The 11,229-nt window shown below is 62.8% G+C and carries 12 protein-coding genes and 1 pseudogene; 9 read left to right on the top strand and 4 right to left on the bottom strand.

Annotated features, from left to right (window positions below; translation table 11 throughout):
• The coding region (locus APH42_RS27295; protein WP_060494631.1) for an MFS transporter at positions 1 to 1,132 on the top strand (1,132 nt) is incomplete at its 5' end.
• 63 nt (positions 1,133 to 1,195) lie between these two features.
• Here APH42_RS27295 and APH42_RS27290 read toward each other — a convergent pair.
• Both APH42_RS27290 and APH42_RS27285 read right to left on the bottom strand, forming a co-directional pair.
• The gene (locus APH42_RS27290; RefSeq protein WP_012272916.1) at positions 1,196 to 1,765 is read right to left on the bottom strand and encodes a hypothetical protein; all 570 of its coding nucleotides are present in this window, start codon (positions 1,763 to 1,765) and stop codon (positions 1,196 to 1,198) included.
• A 36-nt stretch (positions 1,766 to 1,801) separates the two neighbouring features.
• Positions 1,802 to 2,188 (bottom strand): VOC family protein, encoded by a 387-nt coding sequence (locus APH42_RS27285; protein WP_012272915.1) that lies wholly within the window; start codon positions 2,186 to 2,188, stop codon positions 1,802 to 1,804.
• 164 nt (positions 2,189 to 2,352) lie between these two features.
• Here APH42_RS27285 and APH42_RS27280 point away from each other — a divergent pair, with 164 nt between their 5' ends.
• Positions 2,353 to 2,535 (top strand): hypothetical protein, encoded by a 183-nt coding sequence (locus APH42_RS27280; protein WP_060494630.1) that lies wholly within the window; start codon positions 2,353 to 2,355, stop codon positions 2,533 to 2,535.
• A gap of 151 nt (positions 2,536 to 2,686) precedes the next feature.
• On the top strand, positions 2,687 to 3,592 hold the full coding sequence (locus APH42_RS27275) for a LysR family transcriptional regulator (protein WP_041166739.1): 906 nt from the start codon (positions 2,687 to 2,689) through the stop codon (positions 3,590 to 3,592).
• Positions 3,593 to 3,640: 48 nt separating this feature from the next.
• Here the strand turns inward: APH42_RS27275 and APH42_RS27270 are convergent, their stop codons facing one another.
• On the bottom strand, positions 3,641 to 4,114 hold the full coding sequence (locus APH42_RS27270) for a YMGG-like glycine zipper-containing protein (protein ID WP_012272913.1): 474 nt from the start codon (positions 4,112 to 4,114) through the stop codon (positions 3,641 to 3,643).
• 428 nt (positions 4,115 to 4,542) lie between these two features.
• Here APH42_RS27270 and APH42_RS27265 point away from each other — a divergent pair, with 428 nt between their 5' ends.
• From APH42_RS27265 to APH42_RS27240, 6 genes are all read left to right on the top strand, one after another.
• Positions 4,543 to 5,889 carry a hypothetical protein gene (locus APH42_RS27265; protein WP_012272912.1) on the top strand — a complete coding sequence of 449 codons (1,347 nt, stop codon included), beginning with the start codon at positions 4,543 to 4,545 and terminating at the stop codon, positions 5,887 to 5,889.
• Positions 5,890 to 6,021: 132 nt separating this feature from the next.
• Complete coding sequence (locus APH42_RS27260) at positions 6,022 to 6,618, top strand: paraquat-inducible protein A (RefSeq protein ID WP_012272911.1); 597 nt, start codon at positions 6,022 to 6,024, stop codon at positions 6,616 to 6,618.
• Positions 6,615 to 7,259 (top strand): paraquat-inducible protein A, encoded by a 645-nt coding sequence (locus APH42_RS27255; RefSeq protein WP_012272910.1) that lies wholly within the window; start codon positions 6,615 to 6,617, stop codon positions 7,257 to 7,259. Before APH42_RS27260 ends, APH42_RS27255 begins: the two co-directional genes overlap by 4 nt.
• Positions 7,243 to 8,883: an intermembrane transport protein PqiB gene (locus APH42_RS27250; RefSeq protein WP_012272909.1), complete on the top strand. Its 1,641-nt coding sequence runs from the start codon at positions 7,243 to 7,245 to the stop codon at positions 8,881 to 8,883. Before APH42_RS27255 ends, APH42_RS27250 begins: the two co-directional genes overlap by 17 nt.
• Before the next feature lie 11 nt (positions 8,884 to 8,894).
• Positions 8,895 to 9,431, top strand: coding sequence for a membrane integrity-associated transporter subunit PqiC (locus tag APH42_RS27245; RefSeq protein ID WP_060494629.1), 537 nt, complete (start codon positions 8,895 to 8,897; stop codon positions 9,429 to 9,431).
• 130 nt (positions 9,432 to 9,561) lie between these two features.
• Entirely contained in the window at positions 9,562 to 10,854 is a 1,293-nt protein-coding gene (locus APH42_RS27240) for an MFS transporter (protein ID WP_060494628.1), read from the top strand.
• Here APH42_RS27240 and APH42_RS30245 read toward each other — a convergent pair.
• Positions 10,737 to 11,229, bottom strand: a pseudogene (locus tag APH42_RS30245) (EmrB/QacA family drug resistance transporter); the annotation flags it as partial. The gene APH42_RS27240 and the pseudogene APH42_RS30245 overlap by 118 nt on opposite strands.

Here is an 11,229-nt window from a genome sequence, read left to right as displayed (position 1 = left end):
GGCGTGCCGCACCGTCATGGGCACCGAGGTGTTCGAAGCTTGGGGTTGGCGGGTGCCGTTCCTGTTGTCGATCTTGCTGCTGGCGATTTCGGTGTACATCCGCATGCAGCTCAACGAGTCGCCGGTGTTCATGAAGATGAAGGCCGAAGGCAAGGCGTCCAAGGCACCGCTGACCGAGTCGTTCGCCCGCTGGGACAACCTCAAGGTGGTGATCATGTCGCTGCTGGGCGGTACCGCAGGGCAGGCGGTGGTGTGGTACACCGGGCAGTTCTATGCGCTGTTCTTCCTGTTGCAGATGCTCAAGATCGAGCCGCAGACCGCCAACCTGCTGATTGCCGGCTCGCTGCTGATCGGCACGCCGTTCTTCATCTTTTTCGGTAGCTTGTCTGACCGCATTGGCCGCAAGAAGATCATCATGGCCGGCTGCATCATCGCCGCGCTGACCTATTTCCCGATCTTCAAGGCGTTGACCGAGTACGGCAACCCGGATGTGTTCGTTGCCCAGGAGCAGAACCCGGTCGTGGTGGTGGCCGACCCTGGCCAGTGCGCATTCCAGTTCGACCCGGTGGGCAAGGCCAAATTCACCAGCTCCTGCGACATTGCCAAGAGCCTGCTGGCCAAGCGCGCCATTCCCTATACCAACCAGGCGGCCGAGCCTGGCAGTGTGGCGCAGATCCGCATTGGTGAGCGGGTACTGCCCAGCTTTGAAGGCAGCAGCATGGCCGCCGCGGACTTCAAAGTGCAGAGCGAGGCCTTTACCGCCACCTTGAGTGGTGCGTTGAAAGAGGCCGGCTACCCGGAAAAGGCCGACCCGGCGAAGATCCACTACCCGATGGTGCTGTTGCTGCTGACCCTCCTGGTGATCTACGTGACCATGGTCTACGGCCCGATCGCCGCCTGGCTGGTGGAGCTGTTCCCGGCGCGTATCCGCTACACCTCGATGTCGCTGCCTTACCACATCGGTAATGGCTGGTTCGGCGGTTTTCTGCCGACGGTCGCGTTTGCCATGGTGGCGGCGACCGGGGATATCTATTACGGCTTGTGGTACCCGATCGTGATTGCGGTGATGACGGCGGTGCTGGGGATCCTCTTCCTGCCGGAAACCAAGGACCGTGATATCAACCACACCTGATTAATGAAGTTGCCTGTAAGTGTCTCTTCGCGGGTTAACCCGCGAAGAGACCCGCAGAGGCTATCAATCGAAATAGCCACGCAGGCCAAAGGCATATCCTGTATCCACCTCCGTCGCCTCACCCCGGCTCCAGCGCTTCTTCAACACGAACTCGAACGCCGGCTCGTACAAGCCTTCGCGCACCAGCGCCCCGGCCAGCACCTCCACGTCGTACCAGCCATTGTCCAGCTCGATGATCGGCCGTCCCGGTACCTGGTAGCGGGCCATCAGGTCACCCAGAGTCTTGGGTGTGAAGTGCTGCAGGATGCGCCAGGTATAGAGCATCACAGCACCGTGCTCGACGCGCAGCACATAGCCATTGCGCCGATGTTTCAGGCGGCTGCCGGCTTCGCGCAGGGCCGGTGTGTAGCCATCAAGGGTGAACAGGATGCGATAGGGCAGGTTGTCGACCCCGGCCAGCGGCAGCACGATGCCTTCGCGCACCGCTTTGTCGCCGCTGTCGTCGTGAGTGAAGGCGTAGGCCAGGTCGTCCGGTAGCTCGTGCTCCTGCTTGAAGCGCTCTAGCAACTGGATATCGCCAAGCAGGAAGTAATCGACCAGGTCGTTGAGGACTTCGCGGAATTCGTGGCGCATCTGTTTTCCTTATTGGTGCGCTTAGGTTGGGGGCTTTCAGTGTTTCTGGGCGATCTGGATCAAGTTGCCACAGGTGTCATCGAACACGGCCACCGTGACGGGGCCCATGTTGGTGGGTGGTTGGGTAAACTGCACGCCCGCCGCGCACAGCCGGGTGTATTCGGCCTGGATGTCACGTACGCCGAACGAGGTGGCGGGAATACCGTCCTGCTTGAGCGCGGCCTTGTAGGTTTTGGCGGCCGGGTGCGCGTCGGGTTCCAGCAGCAGCTCGACGCCATTGGGGTCATTGGGCGAAGTCAGGGTCAACCAGCGGTGCCGGCCCATGGGGATGTCGTGCCTGGGCTCGAAACCGAGTACGTAGTGGTAGAAGGCCAGAGCCTTGGCCTGGTCGTCGACGAGAATGCTGGTGACCACGATCTTCATAGGCGTACACCGTGTTCCTGATGCCGTTGGGTATCAGTAAAGACGTTTGGGGGTATTTAACCAGTTCGCTGTGGGCCTGCCGTGAGGGTGTTTCCAAATGGGTTGGTGCAGACGCCAGCATTTAAGTTGTTCGGGCAACACAATTCAAACCAGGAGTGAACACCATGCAAGAAGAACCCATGGATCAACTGCCCGATACCTCTGAAGTGTCGCTAGAGGACAATGCTCAACAACCGGAAAGCCTTTCCAGGCGCCAGCGGAGTGTCACCACTTCCGTGGGATTGCAATGCGAGGCAGGCTACAAGATGGTAGGTGACGACTGCGTGATGATAGCGTCGTTCGAGTGAACCGACGTTGAGGGGTGCAGGGCACCCCCCCACACACAAAAACCTGCTCAAGCCATAGGTAAATCCTTCATCACCCAGCCCCCACTTTGCGTTCGCGAGAGGTAAAGTGTCAGGCATGATCCCAGCGCCGACAGGCGTCAATGAGGTGCCCGTGGCTGCTTATACCCTGCGACAACTCAAGTACTTCGTTACCACCGTGGAGGCTGGCAGCGTTGCCGAGGCCTCGCGCCAGCTGTACATCGCCCAGCCGTCCATTTCCACCGCCATCAAGAGCCTGGAAGAAAGCTTCGGCGTGCAACTGTTCATCCGCCACCACGCCCAAGGCGTGTCGCTGACGCCCAGCGGCAAGCGCTTCTACGCCAAGACCCGAGCGCTGCTGCAGATGGCCCACGAGTTCGAGCAGAACGCCCTGGCCGACAACGACACCGTGGCCGGGCAGATCGATATCGGCTGTTTCGAAACCGTGGCACCGTTGTACCTGCCTCGTTTGATCGCCGGCTTTCGTCAACGCTACCCTGGCGTGGATATCCGCCTGCGCGACGGCGAGCAGCAGGACCTGATCCAGGGCCTGACCGCCGGTACCTTCGACCTGGCGTTTCTCTATGACCACGACCTGGATGGCACCATCGAGGCCGAGCCGTTGATGCCACCGCAAAAGCCTTATGTGCTGCTGCCGGAAAACCACCGCTTTGCCGGCCAGGCCCAGGTGTCGCTGCGCGACCTGTGCCCGGAGCCGATGATCTTGCTGGACGTGGCCCCCAGCCGCACCTATTTCGTCAGCCTGTTCAACGAAATGGGGCTGACGCCAAACATCGTCTTCAGCTCGCCGTCGATCGAGATGGTGCGCGGCATGGTCGGGCAGGGCTTTGGTTTTTCGTTGCTGGTCACACGGCCGCACACGGAGTACACCTACGACGGGCAGCGCTTGGCAATGCTGGACATTACCGAGCCAGTGGCGCTTTCTGGGCTGGCTGCGGCGTGGTTGAAGCGCGTGCAGCTGACCAAGCCTGCGCAGTTGTTCGTGGAGTTTTGTCGGGAAGAACTGGCGAAGTTCTGAAGCTGAGCACGCCATGCCTCACCGGCAGGGGCATGGCGTGCCGGTTGCTCAGGGGTTGACCTGATAGCCGCGCCCCTGCAGGCAGCCGCTGTAGGCGCTGGCATGGGCCTGGGTTTTTGCCTGGTCCTGGCTGCGCCTGTCCTGACGCCGGTCCTGACGCTGGCGCATGCCTCCGACCGCGGCACCGGCGGCGGCCACTTCGCCGGCACGGTTCTGCCGGTACTGCTGCTTGGCGTCGTCACCTACTCGGTCATACAGCTCGTCGTGCTGGTTGCCGCGTACCTGCGCGCCTACCGCGCCGGCGGCGGCACCCGCGGCCGCACCGCGTACCCGGCCACCGACATGCGGGTCGCTGGACGTCGCCGTGCTGTTCGCGGCATTGCTGGCGACGGTATTGCAATCGTTGATATCCAGTTGCATCTGCTGGCTGCTCTGGCCCTTGAGCGGCACCACCGACTGCGCCTGGGCCGCCGATGCCGCGCACAGCAGTAGCAGCAGGTAACTCCACGTGAACGTACGCATGGCACACCTCCACTGGGCGGAAAGCCCGCTTCACAGAATAGTTCGGCGGTAAGACGGTGATAGGCAAAACGACCGGAAATCGGCTCGGCATGCCAAACGGCTGGCAGTTTTTGCCGTTTCGCCTACACCTGATAGCAAGGAAGAACGGCAAGCGCTCGACAGGAGTCGACACGCGGCACAGCCCGCATACCCCCCTGCGCACACTCCGTTTACACACGCTTTCGATCAACCCTGGCCAAACAGCCTGGGATGTACGCGTTCGCTCGGCAAAAAGCCGGCAGGGAGGTGCGCCACACGCCATTCACTCACCCGTGACAGCCGGCCGCGTTCGGGCGAACTCGGCCCAAAAACAATAAAGGAGTCCCTGCATCCGCCATGGGCACGCGCCCTGTCGATGCCAGGAGTGCAGCCGATCAAGGAGATCATCGATGAACCAGCCCCAAGGAACACTTGCCACACTGGCCATGACGGCCACCCTGTACAGCCTCGCCGCACAGGCCGGTACCTACCCGGACTATGGCTACGCGCCACCCGACAGTTACGAAGGGACCAAATTTACCCTCAGCCAAAACTATCCGACGTCACCGCCCAATGGCGTGCCGGCGTTCTTCGGCAAGTTGCCTGCCAAGCGCGACAACAACTTCGAGACATGGCGCCCGTACATGGAGGCTGCGAAGCGCTATTGCCTGGAGGGCAACGTCGAGGCTGACTGGTATGTGCAGCACAACAAGGTTCGGCAGTGGTACCACATGCCGTGGCAGCATTACGGCCCGCTGGGGCGTGAGGGCATACACGGGCTGACCAAGGAGGCGCAGATTCAGGTCAAGCAACTGGCCAGCACGCAGACGGCCACCGGTCAAACCTATGCCGTGGGGATTTATAACGACATTGGCGCCTACACCATTGGGCAAGTCTGGAAGGACCCGAACAACCCAGACCCGAGCCATACCGCCCAACCCAACAGCTTTGCCAACGGCACGGTGGTGTGCAAGGCGCTGTTCGCCGACATCGACCGCAGCACGGTGCCGTTTCTGGCCAACCCGGTGCTGTGGCAGGGCTATATCACAGACACGTTCACCTCGGCCAACCGCAAGCTCAAGGACGTGGCGTTGATCCAGATGGACGTAGCCGTGCGCGACACGCGTATTGCCGAAACCGGGTGGATCTTCGGTACCTTCCAGTACAACGGGGCCATGAGCGGCAAGGCCAGCTGGGACAACCTGGTGCCGGTGGGCGTCATGTGGGGCAACGACCCTCAGGTGACCAGCAATGAGTACACCAACCCACAGCCCACCCAGACCCGTATCAACAAGGCACTGCAACAGACCGCCATCAACGCCGATACCCGTGAACTGCCGCCTACCCACTTGGGTTGGAACGGTCGACTCAATGGGCCGGTGGACAACCCCAACAGCTCCTGCCTGAGCTGCCACGCCACCGCCGAGGCGCCGCAGGTGGCGATCATGAACCCATTGTTCCAGAAAAACCCACCGAAACCGGGCTCCGCCGAGTGGATGAAATGGTTCCAGAACATCCCGGCGGGGCACGCCTTCACCCCAGGTACGCAAAGTACCGACTACAGCTTGCAGATGTCGGGTGGCCTGGTGAACTTCTACCAGTGGAAGTGCGACATGAGCGGTATCTATGCGGACGGCAGCAATGCCTGCGCCAAAGTGGCCAGCATGAAGTTGAAGATGTCGGTGCCGGGCAAAGCCGCACAGCAGCCCGTGCAGCGTGTAATGCGTGATCCAAGCCTGGAGCAGTTGCTCGAGTAGCGCTGGGCTAACCTCCGGGCAGCCGTTGCCCGGAGGTTTGCGACGATGGGCACACCCGCTGACGCATTGCGCTTTTCCCGTCTAGGCTTGCTGACGTAGGTGCTGCCTGCAGGTCTATCCGTGGGAACCAACATGACCCAGCCCCAAGATCTGATCATTTGCGAATACTGCGACACGGTGTACCAGCGTGTGCCATTGCTCAAGCACCAGCGTGCCCTGTGCCCGTGCTGTGGCGGCGTGCTGTACCGGCATACGTCGCTCACCATCGAGCAGCGGCTGGCGTTGAGTGTGACCGGTGGCGTCCTGCTGGTATTTGCCAATGCTTACCCGGTCATGACCATCGGGATGCAGGGGCTAACCCATTCGGCGACGTTGTGGGACGCGGTGCAGATCCTCAGCCACGGCAGTATCACCTTCATCGCCTTGGTCATGGCGTTGTCGATCATCTTCGCACCGCTGTTGCAGATTGCCTTGTTGTGCTGGGTGTTGAGTTTTGCCTTGGCCGGCCAGCGTGCCCCCGGTTTTGCCCTGTGCATGCGTGGCCTGGAAAGCCTGCGACCGTGGAGCATGCTGGAGGTGTGCCTGCTGGGGGCGATGGTGGCGGTGATCAAACTGGCGGGGTTGCTCGATGTAATCCCCGGTATCGGCCTGCTGGCGCTGGCCGCGCTGAGCATGCTGATCATCCATATTGCCGGCAAGGACATCCGCGACTTGTGGGAGCAGGTATGACAACCCCGGCCAACGCAGACGACCTTGGCTTGTGCCTGTGTCATGGCTGCGGCCAGGCCTGCGACATGAGTGGCGGTGCGCACACCTGCAACCGTTGCGGCGCGGCCATTCACCGACGCAAGAGCAATGCCATCAGCCGTGGCTGGGCGTTTCTGCTGGCGGCGCTGGTGTTCTATATCCCCGCCAACCTGCTGCCGGTGATGCACACCGAAATGCTCGGCAGTGGCAGCGACAGCACCATTGGCGGTGGTGTGCTGGAATTCTGGGAAGCTGGGGCCTGGGACATTGCGCTGATCATCTTCATTGCCAGCGTGGGTGTGCCCGCGATCAAGTTTTTCTCCCTCGGCCTGCTGCTGTACACCGCCCAGCGTGGTTCCACCTGGGCTTGCCGACAGCGTTCGCAGTTGTACCGCTTCGTCGAGCTGATCGGCTACTGGTCCATGCTCGACGTGATGGTGGTGGCGCTGGTGGCGGCGCTGGTGCAGCTGCGCGGGCTGGGCACCATCGAGCCACGGGTGGGTATCCTGTTTTTTGGCATGGTGGTGGTGCTGACCATGTTCTCTGCAATGAGCTTCGATCCACGCCTGATCTGGGATAGCCATGCCAACGAGGGAGGCCGCATTGATGGGGCAACAGACTGACAAGCGCGACGGTACAGGTCAGGTTGACGTGCGCACACGGCGCTGGGGGGTGTCGCTGGTCTGGATCGTGCCGATTCTGGCTATCCTGATCGGCGCATCGCTGGTGGTACGCAACTGGATGCAGCAAGGGCCGGTGATCACCATTTCCTTCCACAGCGGGGAGGGGTTGGTGGCGCACAAGACCCAGGTGAAATACCGCAGCGTGGTGATTGGCGAAGTGACCACGGTGGACCTGGCCGAGGACAAGAAGAGCGTGGTGGCCAACGTGCAGCTGTCCAACGATGCACGCTCTTTTGCCACCCAGGGCGCGCGCTTCTGGGTGGTGCGACCGCGCATCGGCGTAGGCGGGGTTTCCGGGGTGGACACGCTGCTTTCGGGCAGTTTCATCGGGGCTGATTCCGGTGAGTCGAAAGTGCCGGAAAAGTCCTTCGTCGGCCTGGAGCTGCCGCCGCCGATCACCTATGACGAAAAGGGCAAGCGTTTTGTCCTTACCGCCAGCGATTTGGGCTCGCTGGATGTCGGGTCATCGATCTACTACCGCAAGATCCCGGTCGGTGAAGTGGTCTCTTTTGCGCTGCAGGACGATGGCAAGGGCGTGGAGATTGGCGTGTTCGTGCAAGCTCCCTACGACAGCTTCGTCACCGCCGACACGCGCTTCTGGAATGCCAGTGGTGTCGATATGCAGATTGGCGCCAACGGGCTGAAGGTCGATACCGAGTCGTTATCATCGATCCTGGTGGGGGGGCTGGCCTTTGGTTCGCCCGATTTCGCCCCGCAAGCCGAGCCAGCTGCCGACCAGGCCCGCTTCCAGCTATTTGCCGACCGCGACTTGGCGCTGGCCCCTCCCCACGGCCAGGCGCAGTACCTGCAACTGCGCTTCGACCAGGCCATGCGCGGCTTGTCGGTGGGTGCGCCGGTGGAGTTCAAGGGTGTGGAGTTTGGGCGTGTTACCTCTATTCAGCTCGATTACGACGCCGCCAGGCAGACCTTCCCGGTAGTGGTGGATGCAGTAATCTACCCGCAGCGCCTGGGGCCGGTGCACCGCAAGATGCTGGCGGTGTTCAAGCACACCGAAGGCGACATGGATGGTGCGCGGGAGCTGATCGGCACGTTTGTCGAGCATGGCCTGCGGGCCCAGGCGCGCAGCGGCAACCTGATCACCGGGCAGATGTTCATTTCCCTGGATTTCTACCCCGATGCCCCCAAAGTCGCCTTCGACATGGCCGCCAACCCCATCATCATCCCCACGTTGCCGGGTAGCCTGGAGCAGTTGCAGGAGCAGCTGCAGCGGGTCGTGGAACGCATTGCCAAGCTGCCGCTGGAAAGCATCGCCGGCAACCTCGACGGCAGCCTGCGTGAGCTGCGCGCCAGCCTCAAGCAATTCAATGGCCAGACACTGCCGGATGTAAAAGTGGCGCTGGACGAAGTGCACAAGACCCTGCGCACCGCCAACTCGGCCATTTCCGAGGACTCGCCGCAGCGCGAGCGAATGGGCGAAACACTGGATGAGCTGGAACGCATGTCACGTTCGCTGCGTGACCTTGCCGATTACCTGGGCCGCCACCCCGAGTCACTGATTCGTGGCCGGCCGAAAGCGGCCGGGCCCGCAGACCTTGAGCCTTGAGGAGACAGCCGATGCAACGACTACGCAATGTTTGTGTGGCTAGCCTGCTGGTATGGCTCGGGGGCTGCAGCAGTACGCCGAACAACTACCACACCTTGGTACCGAGTGAGCCGGCGCGTGACAGTGGCCAGCGCATCCAGGTGGTCAGGGTGATCGTCCCGCCCCAGGTCGACCGCCCACAGTTGGTGGTACGCGAAGGGCAGAGCGGCCTGGCCATCCTTGAGACGGAATGGTGGGGGGCCAACCTGGTGGATGAGTTCCGCAGCGCCCTGCAAGACCAGTTGGGTGGCCCGGCGGGCGGCGGCAAGGCGGCTTTGCGGGTGGATGTGCAGCGCTTCGACACCGTGCCGGGGCGTTACGCCTCGCTGGAGGCCGTTTGGCGCCTGAAGGTGGCGGGGCAGGCTGAGCTGACCTGCCGCACCTCGGTGCAGACTGCGGCTGACAACAGCATCACCAGCCTGGTGAATGCGCATCAGGCCAACCTTCGCAAACTGGCCGAGGCGGTGCGGGGGAGTGCCGGGCGGGGTAGTTGTTCGCCTGTGGCCTGACCCTACATAGAGCCGTTGTGGGAGCGTCTCCTGCGAACCCAGTGCTTTACATTCAGTGCGTATGATAATAGGGTTTTAATCATACGCAATGAATGTAAGTGTGCTTTCGTTCGATAAGGAGAGTCGACCCATGTTCACGACCTACCGCGCGCTGTTCCAGTCACGCGGCACCCTTGGCTTTACCCTGGCTGGTCTGTTGGCCCGCCTGCCGTTGCCCATGACCGGCATCGGTATCATCACCATGCTCGCGCAACTGCACGGCAGCTACGCCCTGGCCGGAGCGGTGGCGGCCACGTTCGTGCTGACCTACGCACTGCTGTCGCCACAGGTTTCCCGTCTGGTCGATCGCCATGGCCAGCGCCGCGTGTTGCCGGCCGCCACCGCGCTGAGCGTGGTCGGTTTGTTGTTGCTGCTGGCGTGCGTCACTTGGCAGGCGCCGGCCTGGTGCCTGTTCCCCGCTGCTGCGCTGGCCGGCTGCATGCCCAGCCTGTCGGCAATGGTACGGGCGCGCTGGACGGCGCTGTACCGCGATACGCCACAGCTGCAGAGTGCCTTTTCGCTGGAAACGGTGCTCGATGAGGTCACGTTCATCGCCGGCCCGCCCCTGTCGGTCGGGCTCAGCGTGGCCTTGCTGCCCCAGGCCGGGCCATTGGCCGCCGCGCTGTTGCTGGCCATCGGGGTATTCGCCTTGGTCGTGCAAACGGGCAGCGAACCCCCGCTGCAGGCTGATGACTCGACCGGCCACCAGCGGGTTGCGGTGATCGCTCAGGCGGACGTGCGCCTGCTGGTCCTGTTGATGGTGGCCATGGGCGTGATCGTGGGCAGCGTCGATATCGTCAGCGTGGCATTCGCTGAACAGGCCGGCATGCCGGCGGCAGCCAGTGTCGTGCTGTCGTGCTATGCCATTGGCTCGTGCGCGGCGGGCCTGCTGTTCGGTGCCGTGAATCTGGCGGCGCCTTTGCACAGGCTGTTGTTGCTCGGCGGCCTGGCGACGGCGGCCAGTACCGTGCCGCTACTGTTGGCAGGCAACCTGTTCGGGTTGGCTGCTGCCGTGTTGCTGGCCGGGCTGTTTTTCGCACCAACCCTGATCGTGGCCATGGCCCTGGTGGAGCGTCTGGTGCCCGCCAGCCAACTGACCGAAGGCATGACCTGGCTGCTGGCCGGCTTGAATGTTGGCGTGGCATTGGGCGCTGTGGCGTCAGGGCAGGTGGTCGACGGGTTGGGCGCCAGCGCCGGTTTCCAGGTGGCGTTGGCGGCCGGGGCGTTGGTGTTGCTGGTTGCCCTGTGGGGCTATCGGCGCTTTGCTCAGGCTCGCCGCAGCGGCACCTCGCGCAGCAACCAGGACAGTGCGAAGGCCACGCTGGTGATCCCCCCAGCCAGCATGAACACGCCATGCATCGCCCCGGAAAACGCCAGCAGGTAACTGTGTTGCAGGGCGGCGGGCAGGGCGTGCACGGCGGCTGGTGAAAGGCTCGCCGGGCCACCGGCGCTGGCGGCGAAATCGCTGGCCAGGCCGCCTAGCAGGGCATGCGAGAACAACGCGCCGAACAGCGAAACGCCGATGGCGCCGCCAATCGAGCGGAACAAGGTCGCCCCGGAGGTGGCCACGCCCATATGGCGCGGCTCGACGCTGTTCTGCACCGCCAGGATCAACACCTGCATGACCATGCCCAGGCCGGCGCCCAGCAGGCCCATGTACAGGTTCATCAGCGCCATGGGCGTGTCCAGCTCAAGCCGGCTCAGCAGGCCCAGGGCAACCACTTGCAGCAGGGTGCCAAGGATCGGGAAAACCCGGTAG

It is taken from the genome of Pseudomonas sp. NBRC 111140 (genome assembly GCF_001320885.1).
Lineage (GTDB): Bacteria > Pseudomonadota > Gammaproteobacteria > Pseudomonadales > Pseudomonadaceae > Aquipseudomonas > Aquipseudomonas putida_P.
The sequence above is the reverse complement of the archived record's forward strand: the minus strand, read 5'-3'. Positions and strand labels throughout refer to the sequence as shown.

Bases quoted from the DNA above. Each gene is read 5' to 3' on its own strand.
- APH42_RS27260 (WP_012272911.1), top strand. From the start codon at position 6,022: ATGACCCAGCCCCAAGATCTGATCATTTGCGAATACTGCGACACGGTG.
- APH42_RS27270 (WP_012272913.1), bottom strand. From the start codon at position 4,114: ATGCGTACGTTCACGTGGAGTTACCTGCTGCTACTGCTGTGCGCGGCA.
- APH42_RS27245 (WP_060494629.1), top strand. From the start codon at position 8,895: ATGCAACGACTACGCAATGTTTGTGTGGCTAGCCTGCTGGTATGGCTC.
- APH42_RS27240 (WP_060494628.1), top strand. From the start codon at position 9,562: ATGTTCACGACCTACCGCGCGCTGTTCCAGTCACGCGGCACCCTTGGC.
- APH42_RS27250 (WP_012272909.1), top strand. From the start codon at position 7,243: ATGGGGCAACAGACTGACAAGCGCGACGGTACAGGTCAGGTTGACGTG.
- APH42_RS27285 (WP_012272915.1), bottom strand. From the start codon at position 2,188: ATGAAGATCGTGGTCACCAGCATTCTCGTCGACGACCAGGCCAAGGCT.
- APH42_RS27265 (WP_012272912.1), top strand. From the start codon at position 4,543: ATGAACCAGCCCCAAGGAACACTTGCCACACTGGCCATGACGGCCACC.
- APH42_RS27290 (WP_012272916.1), bottom strand. From the start codon at position 1,765: ATGCGCCACGAATTCCGCGAAGTCCTCAACGACCTGGTCGATTACTTC.
- APH42_RS27280 (WP_060494630.1), top strand. From the start codon at position 2,353: ATGCAAGAAGAACCCATGGATCAACTGCCCGATACCTCTGAAGTGTCG.
- APH42_RS27255 (WP_012272910.1), top strand. From the start codon at position 6,615: ATGACAACCCCGGCCAACGCAGACGACCTTGGCTTGTGCCTGTGTCAT.